This is a genomic window from Rahnella sp. P4_A8 (assembly GCF_056402435.1).
Genome location: NZ_JBFUHK010000029.1, coordinates 1 through 18,718, shown reverse-complemented (window position 1 = coordinate 18,718; position 18,718 = coordinate 1). Strand labels below are relative to the sequence as shown.

Genomic DNA, 18,718 nt, shown 5'->3' with positions numbered 1-18,718 from the left:
AGGTCATCAACGGTCAGTGCCGCAGGAGGTTTTACTGCTCCGATTTCGGCGATAAAAAACCAATCACCTTGCCCGCCATGGCAATCAGGTCGGGCAGGTGCAGGCTTTTGCAGTCCTGGGTGGTCAGGTTCGGGACGGTTATGCGCGGCAGGATCACGGTCAGCGCGTCAACGTCGGCATTCGCCAGCGCCGCCAGGCCAATCCCGCGCAGGTGTCCGGCGTTCGGTTTGATGATTTCAATCTGAGTGATCAGGGTTTCGCCGCGTTTGATCGGTTCTTCCAGGATAACGAGGTTTTCATTCTGTTCTGACATAGCGGTGTCTCTTATTCAAAAGGTGAGGTTTTGCGCCGGAGTCCGGCGCGGGTTACGGATTACAGGCCAATGTTTTTGCGGTGCTCCGCCACGCGGTCAACGCCGCCGACGATTTCCACCATGTTCACGGTATCGACTTCAATCACGTCTTTGCCGTCAATCGTGAGTTTGAAATAGGTGCATTGGGTAGTGATTTTGGTTTCTGTGTCTTCCCCCTGTTTGTACTCGCCAAAATCCATTTCTTTATGGCGTCCGCGCAGGGTGACTTCCACGGCGGAGGTGTCGCCGGTGTCGTCACGCTGGAAGGAACCGGCAAAGCGCAGCGGCACGGCATCCACTGCGCCCCACTGTTTGAGCACCAGTTCATCCAGCCCGCCCACCGTCCACTCAAAGGTCAGCGCGTCGTCGTCCAGGCCGAAATCAATCGAGGCCGAACCGGTCATGCCGCCGCCGCGATAGTTCTCCAGCTTGCGGGTGAGTTTCGGCAGCGTCAGCGCGCTGACCATGCCGAGGTAGCTGTTCCCGTCGTTAAACAGGTTCAGATATTTCAGTTTCTTAGGTAGTGCCATGTTTTAGCGCCTCTTAGCTATTGATGGAGGTGGCAAACTTCGCCAGGTACTGATCGGTGATGCGCTGACGCAGGGTTAAATCTTCCAGCGGCGGCACCGGCGTATAGTCATAATCAATGAACAGCTTGCCCGCTTTTAGGGTTTCGACGGTGTTGGCTTCGGGGTCATACCAGCAGGAACCATCAATGATCAGACCGGCAGATTTCATTTCGCGCAGCTTGGCGTTAATGCCCGCAATCATGTCTTTGATAAGCGTCGGGGTCATTGGCCTGTCCATCGCCCACAGGTGCGCTTCTGCCATGGTGTCCGCCAGCACCTGCGCGGTGCGGGTGTAGTTCTCAAACAGGAACAGCGGATCGTCAGAGCAGGTGCGCTGCCCCCAAAACTTAAAGCCGTCTTTGCGGATAAGCGTGGTCACGCACGCCTGATTCAGCAGGTCGGCATCGGTGCCGGTGGTCTGCAAATCCCAGTACACGCTGGCAGACAGGCCGGTGACGCCGTTGATGCCGACGTTAGAAAGCGTTTTATGCCAGCCGGTTTCCGCGTCGATTTTGGCACGCAGGCCGAGCGCGTAAGCCGTCGCGGGGGCGGTTTCGCTGGCGTTGGTGGTGGTGTTCCAGGACACGAAATCAGGCCAGACAACCATCAGCTCACGCTGGCTGAAATTCTCGCGGTACTTGATGGCATCGGATACGGTTTTACAGCCGTACGCACTGACGTAGCCAAAGGCGCGCAGCTGCTGACAGACGGCACCGAGCGCCGTCGCGACCTCCAGATTATCAAGGCCAGGCACGCCGAGAATGCGCGGCTTTACGCCGAGTTCAGTTTGCGCGGAAAGCAGCGCTTTCATGCCGGTATACATGCCGGTTTCGTCCGAACCGCCGATGATGTTGGAGGTGGTTTCCGCTTCGGTTTCGCCCACTGCGACGCGCACAACGACGACAACGGGTTTCGCCTGGTTGGCGATTGCCATCAGGGAGGCGCGGAGCGTGCCGGTTTTCCCGGCCTTGCCTGCGGCGGTCAGTACGTTGGTGATAAGCACCGGCGTATCGAGCGGGAACGCGTCGGCGTCCGCATCTTCTGCGGTGCAGACCATCCCGATGATGGCGGTGGAAACGGTGGAGATAACGCGGGTGCCGTCATTGATTTCAACAACGCGCACACCGTGATGATAATCAGCCATGGTGTTTTTCCTGTGATTGGGGTGACGTCAATCATCGCGTGTTGTGTACGCGCAGGCACGGCGGGCAGGGTGTGTGAGGAATGGCACAACGTGGTGAAGATCAGATACAAAAAAGCCCCTCAGGGGGGCAGTCGTCTATAGATTTGAAAAGCGGGGGCGCTAGTTTTCCAGCCCCAACTTTTCAGCCAGCCGGTGCAGGGCGCTGACCGTCATCACTTCCTCAGCAACCTGTGATAAGGCTGACCAGTTCGCCGCCAGAAAGCCCGCGATAATCTCCGCTTCCTCTTTGTTTAATTCCATTTCATCCTCCAAAATTGTCTGCGGTTATCGTTGGGCATTTGCGGACAGCTATCAAATAGTTACTACAGATCAATTATCCGTAATTGATCGTTTTCAGCGATCAATCTGTTCAGGAACAGCAGGCCAGTCGATATCGGGCGCAGCGGATAAATCCAGCCGGTTCAGCGCAACGCGGAATTTCTTCCAGGCTTGCAGGCTCGCCCGTTCCGCATCAGTCACGTCATCAATATCAACCGCATCCTGCAACGGGGCAATGGCAGCGGCGGCCTGGCTGAGCAGTACGCTTTTCCTTTGCCCTGCAAGCTCAGAAGCGGGCTGCAAGAATGGAATAAACTGACCGTCTTCGTAGCGATACGGCAGCGTGCTGATATCCTCCGGCAACGCAGCGGTATCAACTTCATAAACGCTGACGCCTTCGGACAGCGTTAGAAAGTTGGGATTATCCGCCCAGGTGGAAATAAACCCGTCAGCGCCGACGGCGATAAAACAGTTTTCTCCCTGCCATTCCCGATCCCGCAGTTCGTACCAGTCCATGCCGTTCTCATCTTCAAAATAAAGCACCGGCAGCGGCAAGCCATCTTCTAAAACCTGTTTAGTCATTTTGATATTTTTGAAAGTAATCATCTTAGTTCCCCACCTGTCGCCAGCTTCCGCTCGCCGTTCGCACCATTAACGCGCGGTAATATTTCCCCATCATGCGGCAATCACCCAAGTCAGTTCGGATGTTTAACCCCGTCATGAAACAACCCGTCGGCGCTTCCCAGACCTGCTGAGCAGTCCAGCCCGCATTTTCCAGCGCCTGACTGCCGCGCTGCACGTCGTAGATATATCGGTTATTACCGTAGGCATAGATGTCATTGCGTAAATCGCTGTTTGCCCAGTTGCGAACTCCCGCAATTTCGTTGTTTAACTGCTCTCTGGTGGGCAGGACAACAACGGCATTGCTGGTCAGATGACGCATATAGGGACTACTAGCATCGCCAGAAACAAATCCAGCCCAGCTGGCACCGTCTCGCTTTAAAAACCTGTCATCAGATTCATTTTTTGTGTATGAGTCGCGCTGCGGTGGCGGGAAATTGGTGGTGTAAACCTCCCCCATGTCAGAAGAATCAACCTGAATTTTGACCTTAGAACCCGTCCAGCCAATATAGACTTTATTGGTCTGCATACCGACACCGCCGCCTTGCTGAACGGCGGCAAAATTTCCGACATTCCCCAGCCCGACATTCGAGTTGGTGAGATTGATGTCTTTCGTGCCGTCAAAGGCCACACCGGCAATCTTGCGGGCTGTGGCGAGTTTTGCCGCCGCGACGGCTGTCCCGCTGGCAGGTAATGCCCCCACATCTGCGGCGGTGGGTTTATTGTTCGTGCCATATGCGGCGACCCACGGGCGCCATGGTCCATCCTTACCGTTCCAGTTGGTAGAAAGTCCGCGCATCCAGACGTTACAGGTATCAAAAGTGATATACATCTGCTGACAGCCGTAGGCGCTGCCGGTGACAAACAACGTGCCCGCTTTGGCCTCCGGATAATTTCTGTCAGGTGTCGCGGAGGCGTTGGCTGACTGGTGATAAACTACGGCTTGAACCTCCGTCAGGCCAAAACCCACCGTGTTCAGGTCAGTGGCACCGAGTGCCGTGTTTGCTGCGACAGAACCGGCGGCGCTGGCCTGCACCCAGTCACGCCATGGTCCATCAGTGCCATTCCAGGAAGCATTCAGCGCACGCGTCCAGACTACGCCGGTATTTTGCATGGTGTAACGCTGGAGCACGCCGCCCGTCCAGGAAGCTGGGATCACTTCCAGTACGCCCGCAGCTTGCCCACCTGCGGGGTAGCCATTCGCAACCGTTGCATTAGCTGTGCTGTTTTGCACATACAGGCCAATCTTTGCCAGGTTAAACGTATTGATGTTTGCAGCACCCAATCCTGCGGTTACTACTGGAAGCGCCCCCACCTCAAACGCCGTCGGCGGGTTGGCAGAATCAAACACTTTCCGCCAGCCAAACGGCAGCGGTGTAATACCGTCCTGTTTCCAAGCCCAGCCGCTTTCATCAGTGTTACTTACAGCGCCCGTTCGCACGAAAATCGTGCCATTTGTACTGTGAAGGTACTGAGTTAGCGCCGCGCCTGCATCATACGCGCGACGAAACGTCACCAGCGTATCCGCGGCCTGATTGGGTTTAGCACCAAGCGGATGATCGTCAAAATATCCGGCAAGCGTGACAGCACCTGATTTTGCAACCAGTGACGGATCTGAAAGCCTGGTGACTTTGGTGTTATCGACAATGGGCAATATGTTACTGAACGCGCCGACGTCTGCCGCCGCCAAAGTAATATCGGCGCTCAACGTTTTATTATTTACCTTGCGGGTGGACGGCACGCGGGTGTTGGCGTTGTCATTGGCGGCCTTCACCGCTTTCGGCGTCGCCGCCAGAACTTCGCTGGTACTGCTGACCGAGCTGCTCAGCTGGACAAAACCCTTTGCCGTCAGCGTGCCGTCGGGGTGGTTACGGGATTTTTCATGTGCCGCCAGCAGGTCATTCACATACTGTTCCGTTGCCATAATCACCGAGTCATCAATCAGCAGGCTGATAGCTTCGGTATTACTGACGGCAATCACCATACGTAAAGTTTGCGTGCGGCCTGAACCTTCTGCCAAAGTTGGCTTGTAAGTGTCCGCCATATTGCAGACGGCAATCAGTGCGCCGTCGCTGCTGAAAAGCCCCATTTCACGCATCCAGAAACCGCCGACGCTGGCAGACAGCACCGCTTCGGCAATCACCCAGTTGCCATGAGTCGGATCCAGCTTTAAGGAATTGAGCGGCGTGCGGTACACCTCTTTAACCAGTTTGGTCTGCGTGGCGACGGGTGTGGTCGCCTTGCCGTTGCCGTCACCGACGGCAAGCTGCGTAATGTTGATGTCAGTCCCCGACGCAATGGCTGCCGCAATGCGCGACTGCCCGAGCGTGGTGACAACGGATTTAAATGTGCTCATAACGTCCTCTTATGCAGGGTAAACGGTCAGCAGTTCGCCAAGGTATTGCGCCGCGCCAATGTAAACATCGCCTTTAATGTCCTGGGTGATGGTCAGGCCGATTAGATGGCGGCTGGCAGGCTTGGCGTCAGCAATCAGCCTTTCCATTTCTAAATACATTTCTTCGGTGATACCGGTTTCCAGCACGCCGATGTCCAGGCGAAACGTGCCTGGCTCGTCATCCGTTTCCCACCACTCTGTCACGTTAATCAGGTAGCCGAGCGGCTCCACTACGCGCCGGATGGCACCGATGGTTCCTTTGTGGCAGTGAATGAACCAGGCCGACTGAATGACGCGGCGCTTGGTGGCGACAGGCCAGTTTTCGTCCCAGCGGTCAACCGACAGCGCCCACGCAAGGTAAGGCAAAAACTTTGCCGGACAGGTCAGCGGATCCCAAAGCTGCCGCAGCGGCACCGGCACGTTTTCAAGCTCCGCGCAGGCATCGGCGGCGGCGACTTCCAGCGCGGAGGAACCGACGGGCAGCAGGCGATCACTCATCGTAACCGCCCACTTTCAGGGTGTACGCGGTGCAGAATGACGCCTGCGTTTTATCCAGCTCGATGTCAGCGGCGGGGCTTTTCAGCTCCACCCGTTGCACGCCTTCAACGTGCAGCGCGGCATAAATGGCGGACAGCCGGATGTCGCGGCCTAACCGGTGCTGCGCGGTGGTGTAGGCAATCAGTTTTGCTTCGGCGGCTTCGCGGATAGGTTCGGCTTCCGGACCTGGGAACAAATACAGCACGGCGTCAATGGTGTAACTGACCACGGTGGCAGACTGGACGGTCACGCGGTCAGCCACGGGGCGCACGTTTTCATCATTGAGCGCGGCCTGAACCACCGCCAGCAGGTCAGCCGGGGCGGTGCCGTTGCCGGTCTGTGCCAGCACGGAAATCGTCACGCAGGCAGGCGAGGGACTTACCACCGAAATATCCGCCACCCGCCCGTCAGCCGAGCGCCCGTGATACTCATAGGAACCGACCGGACCGGCTACGCTCAGCCCTTCAAACGCCTGCTGCGCACGGATACGCAAATCAGCATCGCTTTCCATGACTGCCGCCACGGCGGGCACGCTGACCGTATCCGCAGGCGTGATCGTCAGGCGTTCCACGCTGAACGTGGCGGCGATATTGTCCAGATCAGTGCCGGTGGCATAAGCCAGCATCACAGCCTGCGCCGCCTCGTTCACCCGCTGACGCAGGATCACTTCGCGGTAGGCGTTCTCCTCCAGCAGCTTCACAATGGGTTCAGACTCCAGGGTCAGCGTACGGGCGATGGCGACCTGCTGGCCTTCGGGGTACAGCGAGACCAGCGTGGTTTTGCGCTCCGCCAGGAGGGTTTCGTAATCCAGTACCTCCACCACGTCGGGGGCGGGTAACTGGCTCAGGTCGATAGTTGCCATAATTCAGCTCACTGGTAAGGTTAAGGAAATGGCGGCGGACGTGTCTTTGCGGATGCCAGTGATATCCACCACGCCTTTCCCGTCGAACGTCGTTTCAAAGGTGATGCCGGTCAGGCTGACGCGTGGCTCCCACTTGAGGATCGCGCTGTAACAGGCCGCCATGATTTGCAGGCGCAGCGCCGCATTCTGCGGGCGGTCAGTCAGCTCAGACAGCAATGAACCATAGTCACGGCGCATGACGCGGGAACCGACGGGCGTGCGCAGAATGTCGCTGACCGACTGCTGAATGTGTGCCAGGTCTTCGACGCTGCGCCCCGTATCGCGAGCCAGCCCGATGTATTTCGCGTTAGTCATGACGGCACCTGCGTTTGACCGCCGCCCGTCTGGACGCCGCCGTGTTTATGGGTATGAACAACGACGCCGTTTGACGTGATGCTGCCACCCGAGTGGGTGAGATTGCCGGTCATAGTGCCGCCCTTTTTAATCTCGATAGTGCCGGTGGTGAGCTTGTTGGTGCAGACCACCTCCGGCGTGTCGAGAGTGATGCGGGTTGTCGCCCTGCAGGTGATCAACGGAGCAGTAACCGCCACCTTATCGGCAGCGTTCACCGTGGCGGACTTGATGCCGGTTGCCAGCAGCGCGCCGGTCTTCGGCTCGTACTCGATCACTGCACCGTCAGGGAAAGTGACGTGCACGGCATCCGCCGAGGCAGACGGGGCGGGGAATTCATCAGAGAAAACGCCGGGCATCACAAAGGCAGTGTCCAGCTCGCCGCCCAGGCAGAACAGCAGAACTTGTTCACCGGCGGACGGTGCCCACCAGGAACGGGAGCGCCCTGCGCGGGAGGTCAGCCAGTGCAGCCAGTCGGTGACGTTGCCGCCGGTGTTCACGCGACAGGTGCCCGCAACTAAATCCACCTCGGCAACGGTGCCAATGCGGATCAGATTGCGAAGCAGGCGCGGAATGTCGTGTTTCGGAATGGATGTATTCATGGATAAAAGAATGCCGCCCTGTCAGGCGGCATACAATTTGAGGCGGGTTGATGGCTGGTGGCACAACGTGGAGAACACTGGCAGAGGAGTATTAGCTCAGATTTGATCTGACAGTCTGGTTTGAGCGAGAAGCGGAAGTCTCTGGTATGCTTAATAACAATTCTAACAGATATACTCGGATAACTTTTTTTGAAATTTACTTGTAAAGAATCATTAAATAATGCCGATAATGAAGATTAACCTATAAAAAAGGAATATGTAATTTATGCTAAGTTTAGAAGAAATGCGCAGAATGTTAAGAAAACAATGCGCTACATCAGCTGGCGAGGATGGTGAAAAATATGCCATTAAATGGCTGGAAAATTCAAATTGGAAATTTGAATGTGTTGATCAGGGAATAGGAACCTTATCTGAAAGTTTGAAAACTTATGGGGGGAAACGTCCCGACTTTATTGTTGAAGCTGATGATGCAACAGTCATCCTTTTAGATGCAAAGTATCATTCAACGGAAGATTGCACTTCATTTACACTTACCGACTGTGAAATAGGAAAGTATCGTGCGCTCGATAAATATTTAAAAGATCAGAATAGTGATCATACTTTCGAAGTGGTATTTATGGTGTTTCCAAAAGAAAAAGATGGTAGAAGTTTTACATTCGTGAGTCTGGATGAGTTCGATAAAGGAGAGTGTACAACTCTAGCATCAAAAGATGCAACAAAAGTAAGTCTTCTTAATCGAGATTACTTATGGTTTGATAATTAATTTAAAAATTGAAGCTCGCTGTTTTTTAATTCCGGATTTTCACTATGCTTTAATATATCAACTGTTTGAATCTAACTATAATTAATCAATTTATGCAGGTTCTACCTTGCCTGAGTACTTATTGTTAGCAAGACTGCGGCTATGGATGTCCATTTTAGGTGAAGCGGAGTTGTGAAATTTTCAACATAATTATCGGGGAAATGAACTTCGTATAGAGTATGCTATTATGAATGAGTTATTATAGAGCGGATTGGTTTAGTAATGAAAAGGGGTTCTTACTGAAATGAAAATTAATAAACTTGGAGATAAAATGTTAAATCAGTACTTTTTAGATGAAAGTGGAAATACTGGGGACTTGGTTAAACTCCCACCAGATTTGAACTTTGCCAGCCAACCTTTTTTTGCATTATCTTGTGTTGGGGTAGTTGATTGCGATGATCTTGAAGAATATATTAAATCATTAAAAAACAAACATAAGATCCAAGGAGAAGAATTAAAGTCTAAGAATTTATATAAATCAAAACCAAAATTTATCTATGATTTATTTGATTACATTGCAATAAATAAACTACCTTTCTATGTTGAAGTTGTCGATAAAAAATATTGCATTGCTGTCTCAATTGTCAGTCATCAGGTCTGCCCTCCATATTTTCAACAATTTGATTCCGAAATTAATGCTCAGGGATTTCGTAACGAACTCACTGAATACTTGTCAGAAAATCTACCGCTAGATTGTTATAAATCTTTTTTTGAGGCATGCATATACAAATCCGAAGCCTCTTTACTAGCGTCAATGAAAAAGTTGAGAAACTATTTCAAAAGTAGAGAATTCACTTTTCAGTATAAAGCTGAAGCTATGCGTTGCTTGCAATCGACCATTCGATTTTATCACTCTAACAAGTCATCAGATCATGATTTGATAAAAAATCTTATTCCTATACCTGACATTAATAAAAAAGGTAATGAAATACACTTGCTGCCTCATGTACATTCGTGGTTCAACCTAATGGGAAAAGTAAACAGGCACCATGACGGTGACATATCAGATGTGACATTTTTTCATGATAAACAAGATCACTTTGATGATATTTTGATTTTTTGCTCTGAGCAATTAAAAAACTCAAGCGTAAAAAACCCATTCGATGTAACAACGGATTTTAATATAAAAACGAACTTAGATATAAAATTCCCCGACTCTAAGAAATCAGCAGGGATTCAGCTCGCAGATGTACTAGCAGGGTATATTTCACGTTATGTTATGGAGTATATTTACGATGAGTCATTGAAAGTTGATTTATATCATGATATTTTTTCTAAATTGATAGCTTGTTATGGTTCCGGTAATAACTTTGGGGTTAACTTTGTTCTGCCAATCAACAGGAGGAATAAAGTATTTAAAAAATTCGGTTTATAAATAGCTAGTGGGTAGTTGCATTATGAATTATTCTATACTTTTCATTTTGATAATTTACTACGCAAGTTGTTTTTCACGCTTTTAAATAATCATGTCCGCTACTGGCACAGAGCCGGCTGTCAAACCAGGTTTAGCTTTGTGCCTCCGTTATTTCAGATGAAGTCTGAGCTAATATGCACTAGCAATTCATCTTCCACAATCTTCATGTCTTCGGCGTCCATTCCCAAAAGCGGGCGCGCCGGATACCGCATTTCTTTCGCACGTACGGACGGACGATCCCGCAGCCCGTACTGATGCACTTTCGCCATGCGCTGCACCTGTCCGGTGAATTCCACCACGGCGTCATCAGCGGTGCCTTTGGCCTTCATGTATTTTGCCGTGCGCAGTTTGGCGAACATTTCCCGCTTAATGCGACCTTTCTTTGCCCGTAAAGGCTGCGGGCGGCGCGGGGTGAACGGCTGCCCCTCCGGCGTGACCTGCTGTTTAATGCGCTGCTGCTGATGTTTGCGCAGACGCTTCGCAATGGTCGCCGCCATCGCCTTCCTGCTTTGCGGTGACAGCGCCGCAATCAATCCCGCGAGGCGGGTATCAAACGCTGACAGCTCACTCATTCCACTGACTCACTAACTCGCCGTGCAGGTACAGTTCACGCGGCCTTTCCACCGGCTCCGGCAGAGGCGGTTCCGGAAAATGCTCCACGTACAGACCAGCATCAATCTGTTTGACGATCACGCGCTCGGTGAGCTGCACATCAATGGCAATATCGTAGGAACCATCATCCAGCATATCGGCCTTGAATTTAAAGCCGGTCTGCTGTTTTTCTGGTGTCGCCATGATGTCCGGCTGATTCTCACGCAACCACGCCAAGATTGGCACAATAATCAGATCGCAGTCCTGGGCAAAGTTGGTGATCAGCAGCTCGGTCTGATACTGGTATTCAAACGACAGCGAGCTGGCTAACGTGGAAACGATACGCCCGTTATCCACAAACATCCGCAAGGTGTCGGGACTGGTTTGTAGCACCGGCACCGCATCAGTTAACGCTTTTCTCAGTTGGGCGGGTTTTAACACGATGTTCCTCCTGGCATTGTTTGACCGCTTCCACCTGGAGGCCGCAGGCAACCAGCTCGGCCTCCAGGTTTCTGACGTCGGCGCTCAAGTCGCCGTTAGTGGCCGGTGCGCTTGCCGGTATCGGGCAACTGGTTACCACCGGACAGCCAATGTAAATAATCTGCGGCGCTGGCAAAGGCGGGACGTGCGTGCATCCGGCTAATACCATCAGGCAGAGGGGCAGCGTACCAGTCGCGCATTTCCTGATTTTCATTGAGTAACCTTTGAATATGAACTTCACGATCCCGCGCTAACTGCCCCGCTTGTGAGAGCTGTGCGCGCAGGCTTTGCTCCTGGCGTTCCCGCGTCACGGCATCATCGTTCAGGCGATTAATAACGTTGTCGCGGCTTTCGATTCCGGCGGACAGCGTGCCGATGATGCGTTGCGCCTGTTCGGCTTCATCATGCAGGCCACCAATACGCCAGGTTTGCAGTCCCGCCAGCGCGCAGGCTGCCAGCAGTAATAAAATTAAAACGCGCATCAGACTCCCCGCAGGCAGTAGGCCAGCTCATTCGCGCGGCGGCGCTCCAGGCCGGTGACGCGGACACCGTTCACAAACACCCAGCGCGGCAACTGCTCGCAGGCGTCTCTCCATTTCCCCTTGCTGATAAAAAACGCCAGCGTGGACTTACACGCCGCCGTCACACCGACGTTAAAGGCAAAGGACACCACGGCGTCATACACCGGCTGCGGCATGGCAACCGGCATACATCGGGCAATGCCTTTCTCCACCTGCATCACGTCTTCCACCAGGTTAACGGCGGCCTGACGTTCGCTGATTTGCGCTTGCGGTTTCACGCCTGCGGTGTGCCCGATCCCGTTTGTCCAGACGCCCGCGCTGCACTGATAGGCGGACAGGCGGCAGCCTTCAAAATCAGCAATCAGTGCCAGACCGGCGGCGGAGGTTTTCAGGGTCTGCGTTTGCGGCAGCAGCGCGGCAATCGCAAGTACTGCGGCGACGGCGCAGCGTCTAACGATTGATGGCTGCATTAATGTCCCCTCTGATGCCCATTTCTTTCAGCAGGCGGTAAGTTTTGCGCCGGTAGTACCAGTTCACCAGGAAGGTCGCGACGCCGACGGCGGCACCGACTAAAAAGGCAATATCCTGCGGCGACATTGCGCCGAGCCACGCAAGAAAGGCCGCGACGCAATAACAAATAAACGAGGTGATGCGCTCCATGGTCATCAGTCCCAAAGTGAGACGGTTTCGCTGACTGCGGCCTGAGTAATATCCGGCAGCTCCACCGCGTAGCCATGGGGCAAAATTGCCCCGCGAGCGGCTAAGCCAACGTTAGCCGCGTAAACCTGTTCCATCACCGATTCGGTGCGCCCGTAGTAACGCCAGCAGAGCGAATCCACGGTGTCGCCCTGTTCGGCATAGACTTTCATCAGAGCAGACCGATCACACAGTGCGACACGCCAGCGACATCGCTGATCGCATTGCGGCCATCACGCCACAGTTCATCAACCGTGCTTTCGACAATTTCCGCCTTTTTACTGCCAGCATCGGTGGTATCACTGTTCGGATATCGTTCCGCCAGAATGGCAGCCGTAATGGAGGAAACCGCCCGCAGGTAGGCACAGACTTTGATACTTTCATCATCAATCTGGTCAGCCGGGACATCAGCGAGAGTTTTGTATCCCTGAGCCAGCTGTGCGACGCGGTAGCTGTAAAGCTCGGCATTCACTTCGGTCAGCGCGAACTTAATGACGGCGCGCAGACGTTTGGCGGTCACCGTTCCTTCCAGGCGCAGAGTGTCGCGTAACTCCACCGGATTGATATCCGGCCAGAAGTGCGTGTTTTTGATCGCTGGTTCCGTCGCGGCATCCGGCTTTGGTGCAGGTACAACAAGAGACATAGTGACCTCTGAATAGGGGACGGTGGACGCCAGCGTTGAACGAGGTCACAGACCTGTCGCGGCTGGCGTGCCGTCCGGCGCGGGGCGCGTTCTGTTTAGCTGCTGGCAGCCTTTTTGATGGCTGACTCCAGCCGCTCAATATCTTTTTTAACGCCGCAGTTGCTGTTTAGTTGGAAGGCGCGTTTCAGGTGTTGCAGGGCGAGCGGCAGTTTCTCCGCATCGCGATACAGGTAGCCGGTGATTTTGTGCAACTTGGCACGCACCTGATCCGGCATGTCCTGGCTTTCCGTCAGTTCCATCGTGGTCATCAGTACATCGAGACTGACCGGCTCACCGGCAGCATGAGCGCGGGTGCTCATGTCGGCGATTTCCTCCGCCAGCGCATAACCGGCAGGACGTTTGCCGAACGGCATCGCCAGCTTGTAATGCAGCGCGTAGCGGGCGATTTCCAGTGCACCAGTGTAGTCACCAGCATCAATACGCCAGATCATGATGGTCATCAGGATGGCGTCCTGAGCACCTTTCCCCTCGGCGAGAACGCCCGCCACCCACGGCGCATATTCGGGCAGCATCTTGCGTTTGAGTTCTGCCTTTTTCTCAGCGGAATAGGCCTTCTTCAGGGCTTTCTGGTCAGCATTAAGCTGTTGCAGCAGCAGTTCATAGCCGGTGGCATGACGCAGCAGGCCGGTATCCTGCTGCGCGGCTTCGATCGCTGACTGCCGCAACAAATGACGTCGGGCAGGGCTGGTCATGGCTTACTCCTGAGCTGCCGGTGCGGTGGTACCGGATGCAGTTTTGATGGCATCAACGATCGCCGAGGTGAATTTGCTGAGTTCAGCTTTTTCAGCTGTGTCGTCTTCTCCGGCGGTCACTTCGATGTTCTCGATCAGACAGCCGCAGCCGTAATCTTCCACCACATAATCCTCGTTAATGGATTCGTAGTTTTCGATACGGTCACGCTTAGGCACTTCCTCAACGTGGCGGCGGTGCGTGCCGTCCTGCCAGTAAATGGACAGGTTATCCAGACGGGTAATCAGCATGGCGTTAGCAGGGAAGCCGGGCACACGAACGGCGGGCAGATTGCCGATGCGTTTCTGGCTGACAATCAGGTCGGCGGCCATCGCCTCAGTGTTTGGCTGTTGTTTGTTGATCAGCGGGAAATACTTATCCGCGAGCAGCTTGCGGCCACAGATAACCACCAGTTCGGTATCGTCCTGATAGATTGGGTCGATCAGTTCATTCACCGCATCAAAGACCAGCGCATCGAGGTTTTTGTACTCACCTTCGCCACCGACTTTCACCGCCTCATTGGTCACGGTGCCGTTTTCGGCGACAATCATGCCCATCACTTTGGTCGGGGCATTCAGGCGGTATTTTTGCAACCAGCCCACGCCGACATCCTGCAACAGCGGATTCTGTACACGGTTAGATGTCGGTGCGCGGGAAACACCGTTAAAGCCGACCAGGATGCGATCCAGTGCCTGACGCTTGATAATGGCGTCACGCAAACGGGTCTGAAAATCGTTATAGCGCGCCCACAAATCCAGCTTGCTGTACATCCAGTGGAAGTCGTAGTTGGTTTTGGTGCAGTGATAGCCTTCCTGATCCAGCTTTGTGAAGTCAGCCGTTTCACGCTCGTCACCTGCGTCTGTGTTGGTGGTGGAGGCAATCGTACCAGTCACGCCAACGCCCACTTTCGCGCCCATCATTTCGTCCACCGGAATGATGTTGATACGGGTCAGAAACTCTGAGGATTCCTGTAATCGGGTCATCAGCGTCTGCGTGACGGACGGCTCGACGTTAAATTTCTTGTCCAGCGTGCCGACGTCAACGTTGTTGAGTTTGGCGAGCTGAGACAGGAACGCATTAAATTTAAAGCGCGTTTCTTTTTTCATGAGTGTTTCCTGAGAATAAATTAATGTGTCGGATCAGCAGTCGGTGACTGTCTCGTCAGCGCCTGTGCCGCCGGTTGCGTGCGGACGCTGGTTAAAGTTCTGCGCCGGTGTCTGCGCAAGCTTGCCCTTTAATTCACTGAGAGCTTCATGTTCGGCAGCGGTGGATTTTTCCAGGGTATCGACGCGGCTCAGCAGGTCGGTCAGGCTGGTTTCATGCTTATCCAGTCCGGTCTGAGCGTATTGAGCGACTTCGCTGACGGCTTCATGAACATCAGCCAGGCGGGCATCGTCTGACGCCTGTTTACGTGAAAGCTTTTGTTTCACCAGGGCGAAAAGAGAAGGGGCAGTTTCCGGCGCATCTTCAAACTCAATCAGTGCTTCGGTCGCAACAGTGAAGAGGCTGTCCGGATCGGTTTTACGACCGGCGAGCGGGTTCTGTTTTGCCGTACGGCTGAATTCCAGCATTTCAGTGCCGAGGCTTGCGGGGTCATCGGTGACGGCCAGACCGACCAGGTAGGATTTATTGGAATTGGCGAAGTTGCGTTTGATCTCCATCGAGGTGTAAACCTTCTGTCCGTCGCCGACCATCTGCGTTAAATCCGCGGTCGGGCTGATCATTGCGTACAGCGCCCATTTGTCATGCAGTAGAGGTTCAGCCGCGTCATTAATTTGTTCGGCTTTAAGCTGGATCACGTCGCCATAACGGCGGAAATCGCTGGTCGGTAATACGCCTTTGATGTGCTCCAGATTGACGCGGGCACCATAGGCTTTCGCGCTGTACGTCTCCGCCATTTGCTTGATGTCGTTAGCATCAATTTCGCGGCCGTCGCAGGTGTCGCCTTCGACCCCGATGCGGAACCATTTCGATACTTTCTTTGCCATGTAACTGACTCCGGTAATGAGTGTTGAGAACAGGAGTTAGTTTCCAGACAGTCACCACAGGCCGCCAGCCGATGCGGGTTGTTGCCCGATGGCACAACGTGGGCAGCGCGAAAAACGGCTGTCTGGCCGGTAACGTGGCGGCATGAATATTTCAAACTCCACCATCATCAGCGACCCGCGCCGACAGGCGGCACTGCTTTACTGGCAGGGTTTTTCCGTGCGGCAAATCGGGGAGATGCTGAGCCAAAAAACGCCGACCGTGCAGAGCTGGAAAACTCGCGATCAGTGGGAGGCCATTGCGCCTATTTCTCGCGTGGAAACCAGCATGGAAGCGCGGCTAATCCAGCTCGTCATGAAGGATGTGAAAGAGGGGAAGGACTACAAAGAGATCGACCTGTTAGGCCGACAGATTGAACGCCTGGCACGGGTAAATCGCTACAACCATACCGGCAGCGAGGCTGATTTAAATCCGAACGTTGCCAACCGCAACAAGGGCGAACGCAAGGCACCCGATAAGAATGTTTTCAGTGATGTGGCCATTGAGAAACTCGGAGACATCTTCATTGAAACCTCGTTTGAGTATCAGCGCGGATGGCATCAGGCAGGGCTTCAGTACCGTATCCGCAACATCCTCAAGTCACGCCAGATTGGCGCAACCTTCTACTTTGCTCGGGAAGCGCTGATTGACGCGCTGACCACCGGCCGCAATCAGATTTTCCTGTCAGCCAGTAAGGCGCAGGCGCACGTCTTTAAAAACTACATTATCGACTTTGCCCGACAGGTCGATGTCGATTTAAAAGGCGACCCGATTGTGCTGCCGAACGGCGCACGGCTGATTTTCCTTGGTACCAACGTCCGCACCGCGCAAAGCTATACCGGCAATTTATACCTGGACGAATACTTCTGGATCCCTAAATTTCAGGAGCTGCGCAAAGTGGCTTCCGGTATGTCGCTGCATAAGAAATGGCGAAGCACCTACTTTTCTACGCCATCCAGCCTTGCACACAGCGCCTATCCGTTCTGGTCGGGTGAACTTTTCAACAAAGGCCGTCGCAATAAAGCCGACAGGATTGACCTGGATTTAACGCACGCGCATCTGTCGAAAGGCGTGCTGTGCGATGACGGCCAGTGGCGGCAGATTGTGACGGTGGAAGACGCGCTGTCGGGTGGCTGTAACTTGTTCGACCTGGAACAGCTGCAACTGGAATACAGCCCAGCCGAATATGAAAATCTGCTGATGTGTGAGTTTGTGGACGATCAGGCGTCGGTATTCCCGTTCGCTGAGTTGCAGGGCTGCATGGTGGACAGTCTGGACGAGTGGGAAGACTTCGACCCGTATCTTAAGCGGCCATTTGCCTATCGTCCCGTGTGGATTGGTTACGACCCGTCGCACACCGGCGACAGCGCAGGCTGTGCGGTGATCGCTCCGCCGGTGGTGTCTGGCGGCAAGTTCCGCGTGCTCGAGCGTCACCAGTGGAAGGGCATGGACTTTGCCGCACAGGCCAGAAGTATCGAGGAACTCACAAATCGTTATGCCGTGGAGTACATCGGCATCGATGCAACTGGCATTGGGCAAGGCGTATTCCAGCTTGTTCAGCAGTTCTTTCCGGCGGCGCGTGAGATCCGTTACAGCCCCGAAGTAAAAACTGCGCTGGTACTGAAAGCAAAAGACACCATCAGCTCCGGCCGTCTGGAATATGACACTGGCCATACCGACATCACAGCCTCGTTTATGGCGATCCGCAAAACGATGACCGCCAGCGGCAACCGTTCAACCTACGAAGCCAGCCGCAGTGAAGAGGCCAGCCACGCCGACGTCGCGTGGGCAATCATGCACGCCCTGTTAAACGAACCGCTGACCGCCGCCAATGGCGGACAAAGCCCGAACATTCTGGAGTTCTACTAAATGAGCAAGCGTAAATACCGTAAAGTCACGCAGACCACGACCACTGAAAGCCAGCAGGGCGCAGAGGTATTCAGTTTCGGTGATCCGACGCCGGTTTTAGACCGCCGCGAGATTCTGGATTATATCGAATGCACTGGCAACGGCCGCTGGTATGAGCCGCCTGTCAGTTTCGACGGGCTTGCCCGCAGCCTGCGCGCCGCCGTTCACCACAGCTCCCCGATTTACGTGAAGCGCAATATCCTCGCTTCGACATTTATCCCGCATCCGCTCCTGAGCCAGCAGGAGTTCAGCAAATTCGCCCTGGATTATCTGGTATTCGGGAATGCGTATCTGGAACTGATCCGCAACCAGCTCGGCGAACCGCTGCGATTTGAGGCTGTGCCAGCTAAGTATGTTCGTCGCGGAGTGGAAGAGGGGACATATTGGTTTGTACAAGGCTGGAAGGAACCGCACCAGTTCGCAGCAGGCAGCATCTTTCATCTGATCGAACCAGACATTAACCAGGAGATTTACGGCCTGCCGGAATACCTGAGCGCGCTGAACTCTGCCTGGTTAAACGAGGCCGCGACGCTGTTCCGCCGTAAGTATTACCAGAATGGTGCGCACGCGGGCTACATCTTGTATATGACCGACGCCGCGCAAAGCAGCAGTGATATTGATTCAATGCGTAAGGCAATGAGGGATACCAAAGGTCTGGGCAACTTCCGCAACCTGTTTATGTACGCCCCTAACGGCAAAAAAGACGGCATTCAGATTTTGCCGCTGAGTGAGGTCGCCACCAAGGATGATTTCTTCAACATCAAGAAATCCAGCCGTGATGACCTGCTGAGCGCGCACCGCGTTCCGCCGCAGATGATGGGGATAATTCCTGATAATGCCGGTGGGTTTGGGGATGTGGAGAAGGCGGCGCAGGTTTTTGTTAGGAACGAACTGACGCCGCTGCAGGAAAGGATGAAGGAGATCAATAATTGGGCGAATAATGTATTAGTTAGTTTTAATTTTTATATGCTTGATGGATGAATGTTATATGGAGTTCTTTTAGAGGAGCTTTAATTTAAGATGTTTGGCATGTTTTCTAGCCAGCACATCCTCCAAAAT

General features: G+C 53.7%; 26 protein-coding genes. 5 read left to right on the top strand and 21 right to left on the bottom strand.

What is annotated here, in order from left to right; all coding sequences use genetic code 11:
- Window positions 1-31: 31 nt before the first annotated feature.
- The 10 genes from AC1DUO_RS15125 to AC1DUO_RS15080 all read right to left on the bottom strand — a co-directional run bounded on the left by AC1DUO_RS15125 (window position 32) and on the right by AC1DUO_RS15080 (window position 7,790).
- A complete protein-coding gene (locus tag AC1DUO_RS15125) occupies window positions 32-313 on the bottom strand; it encodes a phage tail assembly protein (RefSeq protein WP_477987813.1) in 282 nt (93 codons plus the stop codon).
- A gap of 59 nt (window positions 314-372) precedes the next feature.
- Entirely contained in the window at window positions 373-882 is a 510-nt protein-coding gene (locus tag AC1DUO_RS15120; RefSeq protein WP_113876562.1) for a phage major tail tube protein, read from the bottom strand.
- Between the two features lie 13 nt (window positions 883-895).
- The gene (locus tag AC1DUO_RS15115) at window positions 896-2,065 is read right to left on the bottom strand and encodes a phage tail sheath protein (protein ID WP_477987810.1); all 1,170 of its coding nucleotides are present in this window, start codon (window positions 2,063-2,065) and stop codon (window positions 896-898) included.
- 159 nt (window positions 2,066-2,224) lie between these two features.
- On the bottom strand, window positions 2,225-2,365 hold the full coding sequence (locus AC1DUO_RS15110; protein ID WP_477987809.1) for a hypothetical protein: 141 nt from the start codon (window positions 2,363-2,365) through the stop codon (window positions 2,225-2,227).
- A gap of 93 nt (window positions 2,366-2,458) precedes the next feature.
- Entirely contained in the window at window positions 2,459-2,989 is a 531-nt protein-coding gene (locus AC1DUO_RS15105) for a tail fiber assembly protein (protein WP_477987808.1), read from the bottom strand.
- A 1-nt stretch (window position 2,990) separates the two neighbouring features.
- Window positions 2,991-5,360 (bottom strand): phage tail-collar fiber domain-containing protein, encoded by a 2,370-nt coding sequence (locus AC1DUO_RS15100; protein WP_477987807.1) that lies wholly within the window; start codon window positions 5,358-5,360, stop codon window positions 2,991-2,993.
- Window positions 5,361-5,369: 9 nt separating this feature from the next.
- Entirely contained in the window at window positions 5,370-5,897 is a 528-nt protein-coding gene (locus AC1DUO_RS15095; RefSeq protein WP_431012415.1) for a phage tail protein I, read from the bottom strand.
- Window positions 5,890-6,798, bottom strand: a complete 909-nt coding sequence (locus tag AC1DUO_RS15090; RefSeq protein ID WP_431012416.1) for a baseplate assembly protein — start codon at window positions 6,796-6,798, stop codon at window positions 5,890-5,892. The genes AC1DUO_RS15095 and AC1DUO_RS15090 overlap by 8 nt, the downstream gene beginning before the upstream one ends.
- Window positions 6,799-6,801: 3 nt before the next feature.
- On the bottom strand, window positions 6,802-7,152 hold the full coding sequence (locus tag AC1DUO_RS15085) for a GPW/gp25 family protein (protein WP_120164115.1): 351 nt from the start codon (window positions 7,150-7,152) through the stop codon (window positions 6,802-6,804).
- Window positions 7,149-7,790 carry a phage baseplate assembly protein V gene (locus AC1DUO_RS15080; RefSeq protein ID WP_431012417.1) on the bottom strand — a complete coding sequence of 214 codons (642 nt, stop codon included), beginning with the start codon at window positions 7,788-7,790 and terminating at the stop codon, window positions 7,149-7,151. The genes AC1DUO_RS15085 and AC1DUO_RS15080 overlap by 4 nt, the downstream gene beginning before the upstream one ends.
- Before the next feature lie 265 nt (window positions 7,791-8,055).
- On the opposite strand from AC1DUO_RS15080, the gene AC1DUO_RS15075 reads away from it, so the two are divergent.
- A complete protein-coding gene (locus AC1DUO_RS15075; RefSeq protein ID WP_431012418.1) occupies window positions 8,056-8,553 on the top strand; it encodes a hypothetical protein in 498 nt (165 codons plus the stop codon).
- Window positions 8,554-8,836: 283 nt separating this feature from the next.
- Window positions 8,837-9,967 carry a DUF3800 domain-containing protein gene (locus tag AC1DUO_RS15070; protein WP_431012419.1) on the top strand — a complete coding sequence of 377 codons (1,131 nt, stop codon included), beginning with the start codon at window positions 8,837-8,839 and terminating at the stop codon, window positions 9,965-9,967.
- A 152-nt stretch (window positions 9,968-10,119) separates the two neighbouring features.
- On the opposite strand, the gene AC1DUO_RS15065 is transcribed toward AC1DUO_RS15070, so the two are convergent.
- From AC1DUO_RS15065 to AC1DUO_RS15015, 11 genes are all read right to left on the bottom strand, one after another.
- Entirely contained in the window at window positions 10,120-10,578 is a 459-nt protein-coding gene (locus AC1DUO_RS15065) for a phage virion morphogenesis protein (RefSeq protein ID WP_477987800.1), read from the bottom strand.
- Window positions 10,571-11,038, bottom strand: coding sequence for a phage tail protein (locus AC1DUO_RS15060; protein WP_120135293.1), 468 nt, complete (start codon window positions 11,036-11,038; stop codon window positions 10,571-10,573). Before AC1DUO_RS15060 ends, AC1DUO_RS15065 begins: the two co-directional genes overlap by 8 nt.
- The gene (gene lysC, locus AC1DUO_RS15055; RefSeq protein ID WP_477987797.1) at window positions 11,001-11,246 is read right to left on the bottom strand and encodes an Rz1-like lysis system protein LysC; all 246 of its coding nucleotides are present in this window, start codon (window positions 11,244-11,246) and stop codon (window positions 11,001-11,003) included. Before lysC ends, AC1DUO_RS15060 begins: the two co-directional genes overlap by 38 nt.
- On the bottom strand, window positions 11,134-11,559 hold the full coding sequence (gene lysB / locus AC1DUO_RS15050; protein ID WP_477987789.1) for an Rz-like lysis system protein LysB: 426 nt from the start codon (window positions 11,557-11,559) through the stop codon (window positions 11,134-11,136). The genes lysC and lysB overlap by 113 nt, the downstream gene beginning before the upstream one ends.
- Window positions 11,559-12,068 (bottom strand): lysozyme, encoded by a 510-nt coding sequence (locus AC1DUO_RS15045; RefSeq protein ID WP_477987787.1) that lies wholly within the window; start codon window positions 12,066-12,068, stop codon window positions 11,559-11,561. The genes lysB and AC1DUO_RS15045 overlap by 1 nt, the downstream gene beginning before the upstream one ends.
- Entirely contained in the window at window positions 12,049-12,258 is a 210-nt protein-coding gene (locus tag AC1DUO_RS15040) for a phage holin (protein ID WP_112151097.1), read from the bottom strand. The genes AC1DUO_RS15045 and AC1DUO_RS15040 overlap by 20 nt, the downstream gene beginning before the upstream one ends.
- Window positions 12,259-12,263: 5 nt before the next feature.
- On the bottom strand, window positions 12,264-12,467 hold the full coding sequence (locus AC1DUO_RS15035) for a tail protein X (protein WP_113876574.1): 204 nt from the start codon (window positions 12,465-12,467) through the stop codon (window positions 12,264-12,266).
- A complete protein-coding gene (locus AC1DUO_RS15030) occupies window positions 12,467-12,937 on the bottom strand; it encodes a head completion/stabilization protein (RefSeq protein ID WP_477987786.1) in 471 nt (156 codons plus the stop codon). The genes AC1DUO_RS15035 and AC1DUO_RS15030 overlap by 1 nt, the downstream gene beginning before the upstream one ends.
- A 95-nt stretch (window positions 12,938-13,032) precedes the next feature.
- The gene (locus AC1DUO_RS15025) at window positions 13,033-13,689 is read right to left on the bottom strand and encodes a phage terminase small subunit (RefSeq protein WP_477987784.1); all 657 of its coding nucleotides are present in this window, start codon (window positions 13,687-13,689) and stop codon (window positions 13,033-13,035) included.
- Window positions 13,690-13,692: 3 nt separating this feature from the next.
- Window positions 13,693-14,832, bottom strand: a complete 1,140-nt coding sequence (locus AC1DUO_RS15020) for a phage major capsid protein, P2 family (RefSeq protein ID WP_477987782.1) — start codon at window positions 14,830-14,832, stop codon at window positions 13,693-13,695.
- A gap of 33 nt (window positions 14,833-14,865) precedes the next feature.
- Entirely contained in the window at window positions 14,866-15,714 is an 849-nt protein-coding gene (locus AC1DUO_RS15015; RefSeq protein WP_477987780.1) for a GPO family capsid scaffolding protein, read from the bottom strand.
- Between the two features lie 23 nt (window positions 15,715-15,737).
- Between AC1DUO_RS15015 and AC1DUO_RS15010 the strand changes: the two genes are divergently transcribed.
- Genes AC1DUO_RS15010 through AC1DUO_RS15000 form a run of 3 tightly spaced genes read left to right on the top strand, consistent with a single transcriptional unit; the run spans window position 15,738 to window position 18,640 of the window.
- Complete coding sequence (locus AC1DUO_RS15010; protein ID WP_255414951.1) at window positions 15,738-15,860, top strand: hypothetical protein; 123 nt, start codon at window positions 15,738-15,740, stop codon at window positions 15,858-15,860.
- Complete coding sequence (locus AC1DUO_RS15005; RefSeq protein ID WP_477987778.1) at window positions 15,857-17,620, top strand: terminase ATPase subunit family protein; 1,764 nt, start codon at window positions 15,857-15,859, stop codon at window positions 17,618-17,620. The genes AC1DUO_RS15010 and AC1DUO_RS15005 overlap by 4 nt, the downstream gene beginning before the upstream one ends.
- A complete protein-coding gene (locus AC1DUO_RS15000; RefSeq protein ID WP_477987776.1) occupies window positions 17,621-18,640 on the top strand; it encodes a phage portal protein in 1,020 nt (339 codons plus the stop codon). It abuts the gene before it with no gap.
- Window positions 18,641-18,718 lie beyond the last annotated feature (78 nt).

What these genes read in the sequence shown, in the direction of transcription:
- AC1DUO_RS15125 (WP_477987813.1), bottom strand. Translation starts at nt 313, where the DNA reads ATGTCAGAACAGAATGAAAACCTCGTTATCCTGGAAGAACCGATCAAA.
- AC1DUO_RS15120 (WP_113876562.1), bottom strand. Translation starts at nt 882, where the DNA reads ATGGCACTACCTAAGAAACTGAAATATCTGAACCTGTTTAACGACGGG.
- AC1DUO_RS15115 (WP_477987810.1), bottom strand. Translation starts at nt 2,065, where the DNA reads ATGGCTGATTATCATCACGGTGTGCGCGTTGTTGAAATCAATGACGGC.
- AC1DUO_RS15110 (WP_477987809.1), bottom strand. Translation starts at nt 2,365, where the DNA reads ATGGAATTAAACAAAGAGGAAGCGGAGATTATCGCGGGCTTTCTGGCG.
- AC1DUO_RS15105 (WP_477987808.1), bottom strand. Translation starts at nt 2,989, where the DNA reads ATGATTACTTTCAAAAATATCAAAATGACTAAACAGGTTTTAGAAGAT.
- AC1DUO_RS15100 (WP_477987807.1), bottom strand. Translation starts at nt 5,360, where the DNA reads ATGAGCACATTTAAATCCGTTGTCACCACGCTCGGGCAGTCGCGCATT.
- AC1DUO_RS15095 (WP_431012415.1), bottom strand. Translation starts at nt 5,897, where the DNA reads ATGAGTGATCGCCTGCTGCCCGTCGGTTCCTCCGCGCTGGAAGTCGCC.
- AC1DUO_RS15090 (WP_431012416.1), bottom strand. Translation starts at nt 6,798, where the DNA reads ATGGCAACTATCGACCTGAGCCAGTTACCCGCCCCCGACGTGGTGGAG.
- AC1DUO_RS15085 (WP_120164115.1), bottom strand. Translation starts at nt 7,152, where the DNA reads ATGACTAACGCGAAATACATCGGGCTGGCTCGCGATACGGGGCGCAGC.
- AC1DUO_RS15080 (WP_431012417.1), bottom strand. Translation starts at nt 7,790, where the DNA reads ATGAATACATCCATTCCGAAACACGACATTCCGCGCCTGCTTCGCAAT.
- AC1DUO_RS15075 (WP_431012418.1), top strand. Translation starts at nt 8,056, where the DNA reads ATGCTAAGTTTAGAAGAAATGCGCAGAATGTTAAGAAAACAATGCGCT.
- AC1DUO_RS15070 (WP_431012419.1), top strand. Translation starts at nt 8,837, where the DNA reads ATGAAAATTAATAAACTTGGAGATAAAATGTTAAATCAGTACTTTTTA.
- AC1DUO_RS15065 (WP_477987800.1), bottom strand. Translation starts at nt 10,578, where the DNA reads ATGAGTGAGCTGTCAGCGTTTGATACCCGCCTCGCGGGATTGATTGCG.
- lysC (WP_477987797.1), bottom strand. Translation starts at nt 11,246, where the DNA reads ATGGTATTAGCCGGATGCACGCACGTCCCGCCTTTGCCAGCGCCGCAG.
- lysB (WP_477987789.1), bottom strand. Translation starts at nt 11,559, where the DNA reads ATGCGCGTTTTAATTTTATTACTGCTGGCAGCCTGCGCGCTGGCGGGA.
- AC1DUO_RS15045 (WP_477987787.1), bottom strand. Translation starts at nt 12,068, where the DNA reads ATGCAGCCATCAATCGTTAGACGCTGCGCCGTCGCCGCAGTACTTGCG.
- AC1DUO_RS15040 (WP_112151097.1), bottom strand. Translation starts at nt 12,258, where the DNA reads ATGGAGCGCATCACCTCGTTTATTTGTTATTGCGTCGCGGCCTTTCTT.
- AC1DUO_RS15035 (WP_113876574.1), bottom strand. Translation starts at nt 12,467, where the DNA reads ATGAAAGTCTATGCCGAACAGGGCGACACCGTGGATTCGCTCTGCTGG.
- AC1DUO_RS15030 (WP_477987786.1), bottom strand. Translation starts at nt 12,937, where the DNA reads ATGTCTCTTGTTGTACCTGCACCAAAGCCGGATGCCGCGACGGAACCA.
- AC1DUO_RS15025 (WP_477987784.1), bottom strand. Translation starts at nt 13,689, where the DNA reads ATGACCAGCCCTGCCCGACGTCATTTGTTGCGGCAGTCAGCGATCGAA.
- AC1DUO_RS15020 (WP_477987782.1), bottom strand. Translation starts at nt 14,832, where the DNA reads ATGAAAAAAGAAACGCGCTTTAAATTTAATGCGTTCCTGTCTCAGCTC.
- AC1DUO_RS15015 (WP_477987780.1), bottom strand. Translation starts at nt 15,714, where the DNA reads ATGGCAAAGAAAGTATCGAAATGGTTCCGCATCGGGGTCGAAGGCGAC.
- AC1DUO_RS15005 (WP_477987778.1), top strand. Translation starts at nt 15,857, where the DNA reads ATGAATATTTCAAACTCCACCATCATCAGCGACCCGCGCCGACAGGCG.
- AC1DUO_RS15000 (WP_477987776.1), top strand. Translation starts at nt 17,621, where the DNA reads ATGAGCAAGCGTAAATACCGTAAAGTCACGCAGACCACGACCACTGAA.